This window comes from Paenibacillus sp. FSL H8-0259 (genome assembly GCF_037963255.1).
In the GTDB taxonomy this organism is placed as follows: domain Bacteria; phylum Bacillota; class Bacilli; order Paenibacillales; family Paenibacillaceae; genus Paenibacillus_AQ; species Paenibacillus_AQ phytohabitans.
The window spans coordinates 5492889-5508062 of the sequence record NZ_CP150147.1 but is presented as its reverse complement, the minus strand read 5'-3'; the positions used below and the strand labels follow the sequence as shown (position 1 = coordinate 5508062).

The 15174-nt window shown below is 51.2% G+C and carries 18 protein-coding genes; 12 read left to right on the top strand and 6 right to left on the bottom strand.

Annotation, left to right across the window (positions count from 1 at the left end):
• Positions 1 to 45 precede the first annotated feature (45 nt).
• Positions 46 to 1026, top strand: coding sequence for a pectinesterase family protein (locus NSU01_RS23975; protein ID WP_076245712.1), 981 nt, complete (start codon positions 46 to 48; stop codon positions 1024 to 1026).
• A 158-nt stretch (positions 1027 to 1184) separates the two neighbouring features.
• Here NSU01_RS23975 and NSU01_RS23970 read toward each other — a convergent pair whose 3' ends face one another.
• Positions 1185 to 1412 (bottom strand): hypothetical protein, encoded by a 228-nt coding sequence (locus NSU01_RS23970; protein ID WP_052421961.1) that lies wholly within the window; start codon positions 1410 to 1412, stop codon positions 1185 to 1187.
• A 256-nt stretch (positions 1413 to 1668) separates the two neighbouring features.
• Between NSU01_RS23970 and NSU01_RS23965 the strand changes: the two genes are divergently transcribed.
• From NSU01_RS23965 to NSU01_RS23950, 4 genes are all read left to right on the top strand, one after another.
• Positions 1669 to 2199 carry a hypothetical protein gene (locus NSU01_RS23965; protein ID WP_076245709.1) on the top strand — a complete coding sequence of 177 codons (531 nt, stop codon included), beginning with the start codon at positions 1669 to 1671 and terminating at the stop codon, positions 2197 to 2199.
• Positions 2200 to 2234: 35 nt separating this feature from the next.
• Positions 2235 to 2747, top strand: a complete 513-nt coding sequence (locus NSU01_RS23960) for an N-acetyltransferase (protein WP_076245706.1) — start codon at positions 2235 to 2237, stop codon at positions 2745 to 2747.
• A 126-nt stretch (positions 2748 to 2873) separates the two neighbouring features.
• On the top strand, positions 2874 to 4001 hold the full coding sequence (locus NSU01_RS23955; protein ID WP_076245704.1) for a hypothetical protein: 1128 nt from the start codon (positions 2874 to 2876) through the stop codon (positions 3999 to 4001).
• Positions 3998 to 4279, top strand: coding sequence for a Dabb family protein (locus NSU01_RS23950; RefSeq protein WP_042138801.1), 282 nt, complete (start codon positions 3998 to 4000; stop codon positions 4277 to 4279). The genes NSU01_RS23955 and NSU01_RS23950 overlap by 4 nt, the downstream gene beginning before the upstream one ends.
• A gap of 183 nt (positions 4280 to 4462) precedes the next feature.
• Here NSU01_RS23950 and NSU01_RS23945 read toward each other — a convergent pair whose 3' ends face one another.
• The 3 genes from NSU01_RS23945 to NSU01_RS23935 all read right to left on the bottom strand — a co-directional run bounded on the left by NSU01_RS23945 (position 4463) and on the right by NSU01_RS23935 (position 7460).
• Positions 4463 to 5365, bottom strand: a complete 903-nt coding sequence (locus NSU01_RS23945; protein WP_039295366.1) for a manganese catalase family protein — start codon at positions 5363 to 5365, stop codon at positions 4463 to 4465.
• Between the two features lie 86 nt (positions 5366 to 5451).
• Positions 5452 to 6810 (bottom strand): metallophosphoesterase, encoded by a 1359-nt coding sequence (locus NSU01_RS23940; RefSeq protein WP_042138800.1) that lies wholly within the window; start codon positions 6808 to 6810, stop codon positions 5452 to 5454.
• A gap of 89 nt (positions 6811 to 6899) precedes the next feature.
• A complete protein-coding gene (locus NSU01_RS23935; protein ID WP_042138799.1) occupies positions 6900 to 7460 on the bottom strand; it encodes a hypothetical protein in 561 nt (186 codons plus the stop codon).
• Between the two features lie 163 nt (positions 7461 to 7623).
• Between NSU01_RS23935 and NSU01_RS23930 the strand changes: the two genes are divergently transcribed.
• The 4 genes from NSU01_RS23930 to NSU01_RS23915 all read left to right on the top strand — a co-directional run bounded on the left by NSU01_RS23930 (position 7624) and on the right by NSU01_RS23915 (position 10197).
• On the top strand, positions 7624 to 8199 hold the full coding sequence (locus tag NSU01_RS23930; protein WP_076245702.1) for a TetR/AcrR family transcriptional regulator: 576 nt from the start codon (positions 7624 to 7626) through the stop codon (positions 8197 to 8199).
• 157 nt (positions 8200 to 8356) lie between these two features.
• Positions 8357 to 9022 (top strand): ribonuclease H family protein, encoded by a 666-nt coding sequence (locus tag NSU01_RS23925; protein WP_076245699.1) that lies wholly within the window; start codon positions 8357 to 8359, stop codon positions 9020 to 9022.
• A 70-nt stretch (positions 9023 to 9092) separates the two neighbouring features.
• The gene (gene ung, locus NSU01_RS23920) at positions 9093 to 9761 is read left to right on the top strand and encodes a uracil-DNA glycosylase (protein ID WP_039295373.1); all 669 of its coding nucleotides are present in this window, start codon (positions 9093 to 9095) and stop codon (positions 9759 to 9761) included.
• 31 nt (positions 9762 to 9792) lie between these two features.
• Positions 9793 to 10197 carry a hypothetical protein gene (locus NSU01_RS23915; protein WP_039295375.1) on the top strand — a complete coding sequence of 135 codons (405 nt, stop codon included), beginning with the start codon at positions 9793 to 9795 and terminating at the stop codon, positions 10195 to 10197.
• Between the two features lie 712 nt (positions 10198 to 10909).
• Here NSU01_RS23915 and NSU01_RS23910 read toward each other — a convergent pair.
• Positions 10910 to 12049: an AI-2E family transporter gene (locus tag NSU01_RS23910; protein WP_076245694.1), complete on the bottom strand. Its 1140-nt coding sequence runs from the start codon at positions 12047 to 12049 to the stop codon at positions 10910 to 10912.
• A gap of 210 nt (positions 12050 to 12259) precedes the next feature.
• Between NSU01_RS23910 and NSU01_RS23905 the strand changes: the two genes are divergently transcribed.
• On the top strand, positions 12260 to 12733 hold the full coding sequence (locus NSU01_RS23905; RefSeq protein WP_042138796.1) for a general stress protein: 474 nt from the start codon (positions 12260 to 12262) through the stop codon (positions 12731 to 12733).
• Between the two features lie 13 nt (positions 12734 to 12746).
• Here the strand turns inward: NSU01_RS23905 and NSU01_RS23900 are convergent, their stop codons facing one another.
• Complete coding sequence (locus tag NSU01_RS23900) at positions 12747 to 13046, bottom strand: hypothetical protein (RefSeq protein WP_042138795.1); 300 nt, start codon at positions 13044 to 13046, stop codon at positions 12747 to 12749.
• Positions 13047 to 13446: 400 nt separating this feature from the next.
• On the opposite strand from NSU01_RS23900, the gene NSU01_RS23895 reads away from it, so the two are divergent.
• Positions 13447 to 14208: a DeoR/GlpR family DNA-binding transcription regulator gene (locus NSU01_RS23895; protein WP_179093560.1), complete on the top strand. Its 762-nt coding sequence runs from the start codon at positions 13447 to 13449 to the stop codon at positions 14206 to 14208.
• Between the two features lie 40 nt (positions 14209 to 14248).
• Positions 14249 to 15160 carry a 1-phosphofructokinase gene (gene pfkB / locus NSU01_RS23890; protein ID WP_042138793.1) on the top strand — a complete coding sequence of 304 codons (912 nt, stop codon included), beginning with the start codon at positions 14249 to 14251 and terminating at the stop codon, positions 15158 to 15160.
• Positions 15161 to 15174: the final 14 nt, after the last annotated feature.

Here is a 15174-nt window from a genome sequence, read left to right as displayed (position 1 = left end):
ACTGCCGGTTTGAACAGAACTTATTTCTTAAGGGGGACGATAGCAATGCTGGTGGGCAAGCGGGAATTTTGCGATTACCAGAGTATCCAGGCAGCGGTGGATGAACTTGAACGGGATCCGCTGGAGAAGCCGGTGACCCTGTATATTATGTCAGGTGTGTATCAAGAGGCGGTAAGAATATACCGGTCTAATCTTAATATAGTGGGCATCGGGGAAGTGGTAATCACCATGAACAGACATGCCAAGGAGCCGGACGAGTCAGGAGAAGAGCAGGGAACCTTTGCTACACCGACACTGTTCCTCGGCGGCCGGAGGCTGATGCTTGAGAACCTGATTATTGCGAACACAGCAGGGCAAGGAAATGACATCGGGCAGGCTGTAGCGGTGTCGGCCCATTGTGATGAGACCCTATTTCGTAGCTGCAGCTTCAGGGGCCATCAGGATACACTATTCACCGGACCGTTGCCGCCGTATACCAAAGATGGGAAGGCCTTTGGAGGCGTTCCGCTTAAGGAGCAGCACGCCGTTTGCCGCCAGCTGTACACGAATTGTTATATCGAAGGAACGATTGATTTTATTTTTGGCGGAGCAGCAGCTTATTTCGAGCATTGTGAGATCCGCAGTCTGCGTCATTATAACGACGGGCCGGGTTACATCACAGCGGCATCCACGCCGCAGCATCAGGAGTATGGCTATCTGTTCAACGAGTGTTATTTTACGTCGGACCCGGGGGTTAGCGGTGTCTATCTGGGACGTCCGTGGCGCGGATACGCCAGAACGGATATTGTGAACTGCCGGCTGAGCGGGCATATTCATCCCTCCGGGTGGGACCCCTGGGGGAATCCCGGGAATATGCAGACGGCCATTTACCGGGAATACGGCATAGCCGGTGATGATCCGGTGCGTTCCAGGCGTGCAGCCTGGGCATTTATTCCGGAAGAGAAGGAAGCGGCGGCAGGCAAAGAGCGGTTTTTTACCGGGACGGATTTCTGGACAATGGAAGGCGTGGAGCCCTCTAAGCGCTGAAGCAGCAGGAATAAGTTGACTGCTTCAGAAGGCAATTCTGCGGCCTGTTATCAGGCAAAAGGCGTATACATGAGCAGGTCATGTATACGCCTTTTTTGAAATTCACTTCCCCAAGCAGGAAAACTCCGGCCCAAAGGGGAAAGTACAGCATAGACCTGTTAGCGGCGTGAGGCTTGATTGTGCTGGAATTTGGTAATATCACGGGCATAATGCGAGACAGTGCCGTCGAATCTTTTGAGCCGCACATATTCCTCGGAGAATTTCTCTACAATTCCGACTCCAACCTGGGAGTACATTCCATCGGGGTCAAGCTGCAACGCGGACACGAAGGTCTGCGATAAAGCGGCAACCCAGAAATCAGCATTTTGGACAAGTGTCTGCGGCATAATCCCAGCCCCTTCCATGTGTAGTATAAATATAACGGTGCAGAATCTTAAACACTATTCTACGACAGACAGCGGATTTTGAAAATAGGATTTCTTTTCTGAAATAGTTGAAAATATTCCCGGGATTGTGCTTGAAGGCCGGACGGAGGATGAAGTGGCTGTTCCCTCGTGAGTGTTGGGAGAAAGACGGTTTATACTACGCTGGCGGTACTGGTTATGGTGAACAATAAATATAGGAAATAAGGTGGAGGGCAGTATGGAAGCAGAAACACAGCAAGCGCGGGAGATATTCATCCGGTATCTGGGCAGCCCGGCCCAAATGCACCGTGAAGGTGCCCTTAAGCAGTACAATCAATATGGCATTGTCCGGGAAATGGAGCTTCAATGGTTTCAGGAGATGATTGCGGAAGGGTGCGGGCGCCTGTCGATCAGGGACTGGGAGGCTGTTGCCCAGCTTGAAGCCTTGTCCAAGAACTATCAGGACCCGGTCATTGTGGACAAGACAGCTTCGTTTGCCTCCCGCAACCTGATGAGCGCAGACAGTATAGTCAGACTGATGTATGCCGAAGCTCTGGTAGAAATCATCCGCGCCCATAAAATAGTAATTACCCGCGAGCAGCTGTTCAGCGCCTGCCGGGTCGCCGTGCAGCTGCTTGAAAGTGTGGTAACACAGCCGCTGGTGACAGACCCCGGCCATGAGCTGCAGCAGCTCGGACTCAAGGACAAACGGGCGCTGAACAGCCGGGCGAAGAAAAGCATTGAAGAAGTGGAGCGCCTGATTAACTGACCGGCATAACCGTTATTATGGAAGGGGAAACTCAGATGCAGATAAGAACCGAGACAGCGCAGGATTATAGTCAAGTATTTGAACTGAATGTCAAGGCGTTCGGGAACCGTGAGGATGAATCCAGGCTGATTGAGCGGATCAGAGCTTCGGAGGAGTTCGTGCCGGAGCTGTCCATTGTTGCCGAGCAGGATGGCGCTGTAGTTGGGCATATTTTATTAAGCCGTGCCAAGGTATTGGACGGGAATCATTCACAAGAAGTAATCGTACTTGCCCCCATCGCAGTCGATCTGCAGATGCAGCGTCAGGGAATTGGCGCAGCACTGATCCGCGAAGGCATAGAACGCAGCAGGCGGCTGGGTTATGAAATAATTCTGCTGATCGGGCACCCTGGCTATTATCCACAATTCGGCTTCACGCCCGCGCGCGCCTATGGCCTTGCGCTGACGCAATTCACTGTACCGGATGAGGTGTTTCAAGTTTATGAGCTGCAGGAAGGGGCGCTGGAGAAGGTGAAGGGCGAGCTGATCTATCCGGCGGCATTCTTTTGATACTTGAAGACCAATCAGCCTCACACAATACATTACCGAACTTAACGTGACATAAGGCTGTCCAGTTTGTTATGTTACGCTGTTCTGACAAGTGATCTGAACACAATCAGCAGGAGGAATCATAGGATGGCGGAACCATTAAAAGCAATGTACAACAAGGAATTTCTGCGCAGCCTCGGCGCGAAGATCCAGGCCGTATACGGTTCATTTGATACGGACGACTTCACCGCTGCGGCGATGAAAGAGCCTTGGGAGGAACTGGAGCTTAAGGCGCGGATGCGGCGGATCACGGAGACACTGGGGGCATTCCTGCCATCATGTTATGAAGAAGCATTAGATATTTTGTACGCCATCGATAAAGACTGTGTCGGATTTCCCTATCTGATCTTCCCTGATTTCGTCGAGGTGTTTGGCGGCAGGGAGGAGCACTGGGAGTTGTCCATGGCGGCGCTGGAACGGTTCACGCCGAAATCCTCGGCAGAGTTCGCCGTCAGGCCGTTCATGCTGCGGGACCCGCAGAGGATGATGATTCAGATGCTGGCCTGGGCAGAGCATCCGGATGAGCATGTGCGGCGTCTGGCCAGCGAAGGCAGCCGGCCCCGTCTCCCATGGGGCCAGGCGCTGCCGGTGTTCAAGCGCGATCCGTCCCCGGTGCTGCCGCTGCTGGAGAAGCTGAAGGCGGACCCGTCGCTCTATGTACGCAAGAGTGTCGCCAACAATCTGAACGATATCGCGAAGGATCATCCGGCCGTCGTCATTGAGACAGCCCGCCGCTGGAAAGGCAACAATGTGAATACGGACTGGATTGTGCGGCATGGCTGCCGGTCGCTGATCCGTAAGGCGGACCCTGAGATTATGGAGCTGTTCGGTTATGCTCCTGAAGAGAGCGGTGCGCCGCTGGTCACCGCGGCTGTCCTCGCGGCAGAACCGGCTGAGGTGCGGATCGGTGACCACTGCGAACTGCAGTATGCCCTCACGATCCGGGAAGGTGAACCGGTGCGTATCCGCATTGAATACGGGATAGACTTCGTGAAGGCAGGAGGAAAGACCTCCCGCAAGCTCTTTCTGTTGTCAGACAAAACCGTCCCCGGCGGTTCCAGACTGGCTGGTGTACGGACGCACCGCTGGGCCGACCTGACCACACGAAGGCATTATCCCGGACAACATACCGTGACGCTGCTGGTAAATGGCCGCGAAGCGGCAAGCACAACACTGCTTCTCGAACCTCAGAATGAAAGGGGAACGGTTCAATGATTACGAACAATCTGTTAATCAAGCTGAAGGATGGCAGCCCGGAGCGCATTGCTGAAGCCCGTGAAGTGCTTCTGGGCATGCGTGGTCAAATCGCGCATATCCATGAACTGAAGGTGGAGGTGGATGTCCGCAGCGGCGCTTACGATCTGATGCTGATTGTGCAATATGAGAGCATGGCGGATCTGGAAGCCTATCTGGTTCATCCGGTGCATGTCAGGGTTTCGGAATACATTACTGGTGTTCTGCAATCGGCAGCTTCCTTTTGTTACGAATCCTGATTCTCTAAATGTCAGAGATTCAGCGAATCTTGAGGTTTATGCGGATTATCCGCAACACCGCCTGCACCTTCCCGCACAACAAAGCGGATGTTCCGCAGCCTTTCACTCAGGGCTTCCGGAACATCCGCTTCTTTATTTCAGCCAGCTGTGTCCGCCGCATTATTTATGCGCAGACCCTAGCCGCTAATCCTTGATATTACCGGCCATCTTAAGCCGTTTGGCAATCTCCTTGAATTCCTCGGCCGAGATCCCCGGTGCGAATTCCTCCTTGGACTCAGGGGCCTCAGGAATCGGAACACCTTCAGGCACGCCCTGAATAACCTCAAGCGGAAGCCCGTCCTCTGGATGGGTGCCCTTCCAGATCTGGTCAATGGAGCTGAAATCCTTATCGCTCCAGGTGTACAGCTTCGTATGCACGCCTTTTTCTTCATACTTTCTGGCTTCATTGAACGATTTATTGTCCAGGGAAGGGATCGGCACAAGCTTGGTTACATTGACGCCTGTGGCAATCTCCAGTGCCTTGGCATAAGCGACCACATGAACGCCTCCACGGACAAGGAGGAAACCGACAACAGCACGCGCAGCCGGATGGTCGGTCATTTCGTAGACCTTCATTTTATGTGTTCTGGCCCCGCATTCCAGGAAGAAGTTATGCAGCAGATCTTCCACCAGGTTGCCGCTGTTGAACACATTGGCCCCGGTCCAGGGGTTACCCATCGAATCGAACGGCATGGCACCCTGGGCTCCGGCCAGGAAGTGATAGGACAGCCGGGCATCTTTTACAGCATCCAGTGGAGTAGAGTCCGGCTTCTTATAATCCGTGGAGCCTCTTAGACATTTGTTTACAGCATGAGAGACGAGTTCGACATGGCCTAACTCCTCTGCAGTAATGCTCATAACCAGATCGTAAAAGGGCTTCAGCTTCTCCTTGGAACGGAAGTTAAAGGACTGATACAGATAGTTGTTGAGTGTTGACATCTCACCAAATTTACCGCCAAGCAGTTCCTGTACAGCCGCAGCAGCATTCGGATCTGGTTTCTCGACGTCCGGGATTTCAATCATAATTTCATCCATGCGTTTGAACATTGGCTTGTCATCCTCCTTAGCGCTTCAGCAGTCTTGATATTGCTGTACAGCCCTAAATTAAACGCAATCCTTCATGCTCAAACACATCAACGGGCCGGAAGCTGTACATGCAGCTCATGATTGTTCTTCGTTTCCCGCGCAGCCATTCCCAGGACATAGCTTCTAGTCCCGCTGGCGGGGGCCTTCTGCCAGAGGCGGTAGCCTTCCGTGGCGATTACAGCTGCATTGTCAGTACTGGCGGTCCCTGCAAAATAAATCTCATTCAGCCGGCCGACCACATCCGCCATCGCATTCAGCTCGGCATCCGTGTAATTAGCATACGCTGTGTCCGCGGTCAAACGGGAATAACTGCGGGTCGCGGAGCGCTTGCGGAAATTCGCTTCACTGTAAGTGTTGAACTGCAGCAGATTCTGATCTGTGCTACCCGATGCTGCGGCCCACAGCTCCATCCCTAATTTAGCTGTATTGTAATCCAGGGTCTGATTGGCGGCTGAATAGTTTAAGATGCCGTATTGATGCGGGAATACCGATAATGCACTGTCTGCGATGTCATAGATGCTGTTGCCGTCCTTCTGATATTCACTTATATCCTGAATATGAATGTGGCCGCTGAGTGTGGTATGGATATTATTGCGCAGCAGGGCGTCAATAACCTGCCCGTTATCATCGACAGTGAAGCCCTCCTGGATGAAGTCACTGTGATCCAGCAGGCTATGGTGCATGACCGCTACGATCTGCGCACCTTGTGCCGCAGCCATTTCACCACACGCATCAATCCATTTCAGTGTCGAAGCGCTCACCTTGCCCTCCAATTGTGGATTTCCCAGATCCTGATTATTTTTGTATTGTGCAGTATCGAGCATGAGCAGCCAAAGATCATCTGACGGGGCAGCCAGATAGCTCAGCGAGTCCTTATCCTCCAGCAGCGCTTCATCATAACCGAAGCTGCCATAGATCTTGCGGAACTGTTTGGCGGTAACGGAATCTGCAGAATATTGGCGCTTACCCTTAAATTTACGGGCCCAGGGATTCTGGATATCGTGATTGCCGGGTATCACATATACCCGGGTCCCGGTCTCCTGTTCAATGGTCTTCAGATGTTTGGCCAGGTCCTTATGGCTGGCTTCTTCACCGTTGTTGCTGAGATCTCCGCTAATGATGACGGCATCGGGCTTGCGGATGCCAATGTCGTATCCGAGGGCTTCCATCATTTCGTTGCTGTATCCCAGCTGTTTACCATCCCCGGCAGCCAGAAACTGATTGAAGGCAGGCCCGAGATCCCTCAGGCTTTGCGATAAATAGTGTGTGTCGGTAGTCGTAAGAATACTAAGATCATGGCCGGACTGTATACGGTATTGCGGTGGTTGTTTCTCTTCTTGCCCGCTGCAGGATGATGTGAGCAGCAGCAATAGGGAGAGTATGACGGACTTACGGACGGATAACATGGGTTCTGCACCTCTTTTCCTGGTAAAAACCGCAAAAAGGTGTCCCCGGCAAGATTGCCCTGAAGGGAACACCTCCTGTACAGAATAACTTATTTCTTGACTTCAGTCACACCGGTTACCTTACCTTGGTCAGCGGCCGTGTAGGTAGCCTGGTATTTGGCATCCGAGAAGTAGACATTGCCTTCAATGGTAGCATTCACAACGGCGAAGCCGTCAGCTTCTACGTAGACATCCCCGACAAAGGTGCCGCCCTGAATACGGGCATTTTCACTGCGGATTGTCATTTTTGGAGCGGTAAGTGTGAAGGAATTGGTGATGTTGTGATCTGCATCCTGGGTATAGAGCGCGATTTTGCGGGCCGGCTCTTCCTTATTGATGAACTGTCCGTCTACCACAAGCTCTTCCGTGAAGGTCAGGTCGTTCAGGACTGCGGCGATCCAGTGGCCGTCTTTGCTGATCGCCTTCTTGAAGGCTTCATTATTATCAACGACGGAGACCGATGTTACAGCATCCGGTGCTTCGGTGGCCGTGGCCGTATTGCCGTTATTTGCGGACGTGTTTGTATTTGCCGCATTGTTGTTTGCCGAGTTGCCGCATCCGACGAGCAGGGTCAGAGTGAATACGGCTGCTATTGCTGCGAGCTTTCTCATGTAAATAACCTCCTTGGGGTGTGTGTTGCTGCAGATTTGTTTTTCCTTTAAAATTAATATAGAATGATTAGTGCGGAATTAATGTGATTTAATTCACAATAGCATAATAATATTTACCGATCGTTCTATAAATGGTAAAATTGACCCAGAAAGGAGCATGATGATGGCGAGAAGCAAAGAATTCGACATTGATGACGTACTATTAAAGGCGATGAATATCTTCTGGCAGCAGGGCTATGAGAAAACCTCGATGCAGGATCTTGTAACCGGCATGGGGATTCACAAGAGAAGCATGTATGACACATTTGGAGACAAGCATACTTTATATATAAAAGCACTGGAGCGGTTCGCAGCCATCAACGCCTCCCGGATGGAGGGCCGTATCGAAGGCATTTCCTCTGCCAAAGCTGCAATCACCCTGCTGTTCGAAGCAACGATCCACAGGAGTGAAGACGAGCCCAAGGGCTGCCTGCTGGTGAATACCGCAGTGGAGCTGTCCAATCATGATCCGGAAGCAGCAACCAAAGCGAATGATGCTTTTCTGAATACCGAACATCTCATCGAACGGCTGATCCGGCACGGACAGGCTAGCGGAGAGATCTCCGGCCGGCATGAGGCCTCTGCGCTTGCTGCTTATCTGCACAATGCCCTCGTCGGGCTGCGGGTCATGGTCAAAGCCACCCGGGATATTGACAAGCTCCAGACTATCGTCAACACTACGCTTGCTGTACTGGAATAATGCGGCCTTAATAGTATGAACGCGCCTGCTGGGAATTATCCAATTTATATTTCGGCTCACAGCAGGCGCTGGGCTTATTTGCACTTCAATATCGCCGCGGTTTGGATTACAATATGATTTTGATGATTCATGAGGCGTGCAGGAAGGAGCTGTATTCATGGCTAAGCAGAAATACTATGTAGTGTGGGAAGGCAAGCAGCCGGGAGTGTACAGCACTTGGGCAGAATGCCAGGCGCAGACCGATCATTATACCGGAGCGAAATATAAGTCTTATGAGAGCAGAGCGGCAGCGGATACGGCTTATAAGGCGGGCTGGAAAGGCAACTGGGGAACAGGTGCGGCATCAAACGGCACGGGTGCCAAGAGTAAAACGGCAAACAGCTGGAGCCGCAGTGCCTCGGTAGAAACGTCGGAGGAGATTGATTATGACAGCATCTCTGTAGATGTCGGCACCCGCGGCAATCCCGGACCGGTAGAATACAAAGGCGTAGACACGCAGACCGGGGACATTATTTTTTCCTGCGGTCCAATCAGTAAGGGGACGAATAACCTCGGGGAATTTCTGGCGATAGTCCATGCGCTGGCTCTGCTTAAGAAGGAAGGCAGCAGCCGTACGGTCTATACCGACTCCGTGAATGCTATGAAGTGGGTGAAGCAGAAGAAGGTTGCTACTACCCTGCCCCGGGATGCTTCCACAGAGGAAATCTGGACGCTGATTGACCGGGCGGAGAGCTGGCTGCGCAGCCATACATATGAGAATAAGGTGCTGAAATGGCAGACTAAGGTATGGGGCGAGATCAAAGCAGATTACGGGCGCAAATAAATTTTGCGGGATCTGGTTAATAACAGGTAATGAATGAATACTACAGGGAAGCAAGCAGGAGGAGAACGGGATGTTCGGCAATGATTGGGATGAGGTTCTGCAGGAAGAAACGCATAAGCCCTATTTTGAAGAGCTGCGTTATGCGCTGGCACGTGAATATAAGCAATATACAGTCTATCCGCCAAAAGACAAGCTGTTCTCAGCGCTGAAGCTGACGCCTTACAGCAAGACCCGGGTGGTCATTCTGGGTCAGGACCCCTATCATGGGGCGGGACAGGCTCATGGCCTGAGTTTCTCGGTCGAGCCGGGAGTGCGGATTCCTCCGTCACTGCGCAATATTTATACCGAGCTGCATAATGATCTGGGCGTACCTGTGCCGAACCATGGTTCTCTGCTCCACTGGGCAGAAGAAGGGGTGCTGATGCTTAACGCAGTGCTGACCGTACGTGAAGGCCAGCCGAACTCGCATAAAGGCCTGGGCTGGGAGACGTTTACAGATGCCATCATGGAGAAGCTGAATGAACGGACAGAACCGATGGTGTTCATCCTGTGGGGCAGTCATGCCCAGCTCAAAGGGGCTTCGATTGACCGCAGCAGACATAAGGTTATTCAGTCTCCGCATCCAAGTCCGTTCTCGGCCCACCGCGGATTTCTCGGCAGCCATCCGTTCTCTCAGGCTAACTCCTATCTGGAGTCGCACGGGCTTACAGGAATCGATTGGTCCATACCGAATGTATAAGTAGCACGGACACAGCGAAGGGGGTGGAGCCATGAAGCATTGGGTAGGCAGACCGGTCATTATGTACTGCGGAGAAGAGCCATATACGATCATGAAAGGCGTGCTGCGCAGATGGGACCCTGCAGCTTCAGTAGCCGTAATCGGACATCAGGAGATTGCCGTCCCTTTTCGTGACATTGTGTTCATCAAGGCATTGGCTCCCAAGGAGAGGGCATTGCCCCCGGTCCTCCATTCCGTAGGGTACGTGATGAGGGAACGCCAGCAGTTTGACAACGCGGTATATTTCAAGTCGGCGGTCACAATCTGGAAAGGCGATCAGCTGGTTGCCCTCAATACGACCATAGTAGCGCACACCAAGGGTTCAGTTACGCTCCGCGACGGGCAGAACCTGCTGAAGGGCAATCACATTTTTGTAGTGCGCTCTCTGCGGGGCTGAGATAGCGGAACGGAAGGCTTCGGAAGGTTCAGCAAAACGGGCAAACCTCTTATTTAGAGATTTGCCCGTTTTTTTGTTTTTGTTATTTGGATCATATGATGTTTGACTGTTGTGGATAAGATCTGCGTAGCAGTTATGGATAAGATTCTTTGGAATTGTGGCAGATCCGTCTAAATTAATCCCTCTGATCCCGCCGAAGTGAGCGGAACGGGAAAATTAAAGGGATAAATCCCTCTGATCCCGCCGAAAGTGGGCGGAATGGGAAAATTAAAGGGATAAATCCCTCTGATCCCGCCGAAAGTGGACGGAATGGCGAAATTAAAGAGATAAATCCCTCTGTTCCCGCCGAAAGTGGGCGGAATGGGAAAATTAAAGGGATAAATCCCTCTGATTCCACCGGATGCGTTCCAAATGAGCAAATGAGGAGCATTAGTGCTCTTGATTTCATTGGATGCGCCCCGAATGAGCAAATGAAGGGCATTAGTGCTCTTGATTCTACCGGAGCTACCCCAGCGGTAGTCTGAGTGGAGCGATGCGTGCTTGCCTTATAAGCTTCATGGCCTGCATGAGCTTGTATTAGCTTGCACAGGCCCCATCGGCTCCAGCCGGACGCGCCCTTTGGGTGAATTCAGTCTTGAAATTTAACACTCAAAGCAGGTTTAACTCAACTACAACAGAACTACAACAGAACTACAACAGAACTACAACAGAATTACAACTGCTCTTCCTTAACAATCTCAACCTCAATCCCTGCCGGTGCTATAGGCCCGGGACCGCCCGGATCATCCTCACGCTCAGCGATAATGATTTCATAAATCCGCAGGAAGAGGATTTTGAGAATCATATATACAGGCAGTGCAATGAGCACACCGATAATGCCGAAGAAGTCGCCGCCTATCAGGACAAGCACAACGGTTGTCAGCGGATGTACATCCAGGGATTTACCATAGATAATCGGTGACAGCACATTGTCCTGAATCTGCTGGGCAACGACGATGATGATCAGAGACCAGAGTGCCATTGAAGGGGATTCAATGAATCCTACGATAATCACCGGAATCGCTGCCAGCAATGAGCCGACATAAGGAATGAAGTTAAGCGGAATAGAAATAACGGCTAGCAGTAGTGAATACGGCAGGCCGATAAACAGAAATCCGATGTAGAGCATGATGCCCAGCACCACATTCAGCAGGACGCGCGTAACGATGAAGCCGCTTAGCGCACTGTCGATATCCTTCAGCATATCCTGGCCTTCCTTGCGGTACTTTCTTGGAATCAGGCCTTGAAGAATCGGTGACAGCTTATATCCATCCTTCAGCATGTAATAGAGAATAATCGGCAGAGTAGCAATGACTACTACGATGCTGGAGATGACACCGATCAGGTTGGACATGGAATTAGTCACCCAAGTGATGGCACTATTCACGTACTCTGTAAGCCTTGTTGTTAAATCGGTATCGCCTTTGAAGAAACGTGAGAAGGACGGATCATTCTGGATTTTGTTGAACTGATTCTGCAGCCCCTCTACCAGATACGGCGTATTATCGATGAAATTCTGGATTTGTTCACGCAGGGTCGGCCAGACCAGCACCCAGAACAGTACGAACAAACCGATGAAGACGAGATAGATTAGGAGAATCGAGAGTGCACGTCCAAGTTTTTTGGTCTCCAGGAAGTTGACGAGCGGGCGGAGCAGATAATACATGAAGCCCGACAGCATCATTGGCACAAGCAGCAGATTAAAGATGGATACGAGCGGCGTAAATAGGAAAATAACTTTGGAACCCAGATACAGTATCGTCAAAAAGGCGATAATGGCCAGGCATGTCCGGAAATATTTGCTTTGAAGCACAGCAGCCCCCCCAATCTCTTGATTTATGTTTATGTATACGCATCAGGAGCAGCAGCGTTCTATCTTATTTTAAAAGACTGCTGTATATCATTTGCCTGATTCTATCTTTATAACCGAATTAGGAGAGAATGATTCACTAACGCAGAGACTTCCCGTCAGGTTCAAGCTGCAGGCAGAGTGGTAATATCGCAATAACAGGAGGGATGTTAGATGCCTACATTGGTACTCGGGATTTTTGGACATCGGAGCGATGCTGCACTGGCGATTGGGGAATTGAAAGAGAATGGAATCAAATCGAAGAATATATCTGCAGTCACGAAGCAGAAAAATACGCTGGAGATCATCACCCATGATACCGGAATTGGTGCTACGCAGAGCGGGGAAGGCAATGAGGGCTTGTTCGGTACAGCCCGCGGGTTAGGAGTGGGACTGGATATGCTGGCCGATACTGCTGTGGCTGCGGGTCCGGCTGCACGCAAACTGGCTGGAGCCGATATTGAAACGGATGGTCTTACTGTAAGTCTGATCGGTATTGGCATTCCGCAGGAGGATGCGGAGGCTTATGCCAGGCATGCCGAGCTGGAGCATATTATAGTCATTGTCTTCCTTGATGAGGAGGAGCAACGCGGGAAGGTGGACTCTATATTCGCCAAGCATCAGGTTCTCCCTTTGAAGATTTCATAAGCAAAAGAATATATCAACGCGGCCGGCGGGATTTTCGTCTGGCTGCTTTTTTTTTTCGTGATTGTACGAATAGAATGGGGTCCACTTCAAAGCCTGCCTGTCCTCCGGTTTCTTTGGTGACCTGTTTGGCTTTGACCAGGGAGAGAAAAGCAAAGATTTCACCTAATGCCCCAAAACCTGCGGCAATGATTGCATAGTCTTCGGCACTGAGTTCTTCCGCTTCTGCAGGGGAGGATTTGTCCGCACCTCCGCTAGTGTTATTGTTGTTACCGCCTGTATAGCCGGATCCATAATTATTATTGTTATAGGCCATCTCCTGTTCACCCGCTTTTCCCCATATGTAATATAAAATATGTCGCTGACCGCGTTTGTGAAATAGGCGTTCGGGTGGTTATTTGCTGCAGCCGTTATTTGCCCCTTTCCGGATGAAATGAGCAGAGATGAGCATCCATGCAGCCATTCGATCAGCGGATAACGGAAAAAGCCGCTGTATAAGGCATATTATAAGCTTTTTCCGTAAAAAATAAGCGGATAAAAAAGCACTTTACAGTTTATGAAAACGCTGTTACAATCATAAATGAGCAGAAATGATCAATATCAGTCACGAATGAGCTTTTATTCGAATTTAATTACCAATAATCGCGAACGCAAATAGACGATTGTGTATAAAAGGAATCCGGCAGCAGGTGCTGCAAGTCCGAGGAGTGAGGCGCATGTTTGAAGAAGAACGGAAGCTGAGTATTCTGCAGTTTATTGAGAACCATACAAGAGCATCGGTTCAGGAGCTGAGCCAGGAGCTGTCCGTCTCAGAATCAACGGTCCGCCGCGATCTCAAGGAGCTTGAGGAAGCACGGCTGCTGAAACGTACGCATGGCGGGGCGGTATCCCTGCAGAGTGTGAACTTTGAAGCGGCTGTTCCGGATAAGGAAGACCGGTTCCTTGATGAGAAGCTGCGGATTGCCCGCAAGGCCGTGGAGATGATTGAGGAAGGCGATGCTATTCTTCTGGATGGCGGAACGACTACGCTGCATATTGCCCGGGCGCTGAAATCATTCCGTAATCTCAAGGTCATCACCAACTCGATTATGGCGCTTAATGAGCTGAAGGATTGCCGCCATATCGAAGTTTCGATTACAGGCGGAATGCTGCGGCCGGACACGATGGCTTTTGTCGGACCGATGACAGAACGCTCACTGGATATGGTTCGGGTAGACAAAGCCTTCCTTGGAACCAACGGGCTGGATATACGTGAAGGCATCACGACTCCGAATATGCTGGAGGCTGCAACCAAGCGCAAAATGATTGCTGTCGCAAAGCAGACCATTCTGCTCGCAGACCATAGCAAGATCGGGCAAATCTCCTTTTGTAAAGTGGCGGATCTGCAGGAGATGGATCACTGCATTCTTGATACGGATACGCCGGATAACTTCCGCCGGGAGCTGGAGAGGATGGACGTCGATTATACATTAGTGTGAGTGTGTTAAGAAGACAAACATTATAAATGAGGGATGAATGATGATTTATACAGTGACACTTAATCCTTCCGTCGATTATATCGTGGAGGTTGAAGAGTTTACACTAGGCGGGTTAAACCGGATGAAACGGGATATGAAGCTGCCCGGAGGGAAGGGAATCAATGTATCCCGCGTACTGAAGCAGCTGGGGGTCGAGAATACGGCAACCGGATTCCTTGGCGGTTTTACGGGCGGATATATTGAACAGTGGCTGCGCCAGGAGATGATTGCAAGTGATTTCGTTCATATAGCGGATGATACCCGGATCAATATCAAGCTGAAAGCCGGGGAAGAAACGGAAATTAACGGAGCCGGACCGGAGATTTCGCTGCCCGAGACCGCTTCTCTGCTGCACAAGCTGGATGCCCTGAAGCAGGGGGATGTTGTTATTCTGTCGGGAAGTACTCCACCGTCACTTGGCGGAGATTTCTATAGCAGGCTGATCGCAGTATGCAAACAGAAGGGGGCGGAGTTTGTAATTGACACAACGGGACAGGCGCTGAAAGACGCGTTGCCCTTGGGACCGCTGCTTGTCAAACCGAATCACCATGAGCTGGCAGAGCTGTTCGGCGCTCAGATCAGCACCAGGGCGGAGATTATCACCTACGGGCGTAAGCTGCTGGAAGCGGGGGCCAGGCATGTGCTGGTATCGATGGCCGGTGAAGGCGCATTGTTTATTTCCGAGCAAGGTGTCTACCATGCGGCTGCTCCTGCGGGGCAGGTGAAGAATTCAGTAGGTGCTGGAGATTCCATGATCGCCGGGTTTGTGGGGACCTTGTCGCTGACCGGAGATGTGCTGGAGGCATTCCGTGCCGGCGTCGCCTCAGGAAGCGCAACGGCATTCTCGGACGATCTGGCAGACAGACAGAAGATTGAACAGCTTCGGCCGCTCGTTGTAATTTCCCAGCTGTAAACGAGATAATGAAA

Coding starts and splice junctions, on each gene's coding strand:
- NSU01_RS23975 (WP_076245712.1), top strand. CDS start 46: ATGCTGGTGGGCAAGCGGGAATTTTGCGATTACCAGAGTATCCAGGCA.
- NSU01_RS23970 (WP_052421961.1), bottom strand. CDS start 1,412: ATGCCGCAGACACTTGTCCAAAATGCTGATTTCTGGGTTGCCGCTTTA.
- NSU01_RS23965 (WP_076245709.1), top strand. CDS start 1,669: ATGGAAGCAGAAACACAGCAAGCGCGGGAGATATTCATCCGGTATCTG.
- NSU01_RS23960 (WP_076245706.1), top strand. CDS start 2,235: ATGCAGATAAGAACCGAGACAGCGCAGGATTATAGTCAAGTATTTGAA.
- NSU01_RS23955 (WP_076245704.1), top strand. CDS start 2,874: ATGGCGGAACCATTAAAAGCAATGTACAACAAGGAATTTCTGCGCAGC.
- NSU01_RS23950 (WP_042138801.1), top strand. CDS start 3,998: ATGATTACGAACAATCTGTTAATCAAGCTGAAGGATGGCAGCCCGGAG.
- NSU01_RS23945 (WP_039295366.1), bottom strand. CDS start 5,365: ATGTTCAAACGCATGGATGAAATTATGATTGAAATCCCGGACGTCGAG.
- NSU01_RS23940 (WP_042138800.1), bottom strand. CDS start 6,810: ATGTTATCCGTCCGTAAGTCCGTCATACTCTCCCTATTGCTGCTGCTC.
- NSU01_RS23935 (WP_042138799.1), bottom strand. CDS start 7,460: ATGAGAAAGCTCGCAGCAATAGCAGCCGTATTCACTCTGACCCTGCTC.
- NSU01_RS23930 (WP_076245702.1), top strand. CDS start 7,624: ATGGCGAGAAGCAAAGAATTCGACATTGATGACGTACTATTAAAGGCG.
- NSU01_RS23925 (WP_076245699.1), top strand. CDS start 8,357: ATGGCTAAGCAGAAATACTATGTAGTGTGGGAAGGCAAGCAGCCGGGA.
- ung (WP_039295373.1), top strand. CDS start 9,093: ATGTTCGGCAATGATTGGGATGAGGTTCTGCAGGAAGAAACGCATAAG.
- NSU01_RS23915 (WP_039295375.1), top strand. CDS start 9,793: ATGAAGCATTGGGTAGGCAGACCGGTCATTATGTACTGCGGAGAAGAG.
- NSU01_RS23905 (WP_042138796.1), top strand. CDS start 12,260: ATGCCTACATTGGTACTCGGGATTTTTGGACATCGGAGCGATGCTGCA.
- NSU01_RS23900 (WP_042138795.1), bottom strand. CDS start 13,046: ATGGCCTATAACAATAATAATTATGGATCCGGCTATACAGGCGGTAAC.
- NSU01_RS23895 (WP_179093560.1), top strand. CDS start 13,447: ATGTTTGAAGAAGAACGGAAGCTGAGTATTCTGCAGTTTATTGAGAAC.
- pfkB (WP_042138793.1), top strand. CDS start 14,249: ATGATTTATACAGTGACACTTAATCCTTCCGTCGATTATATCGTGGAG.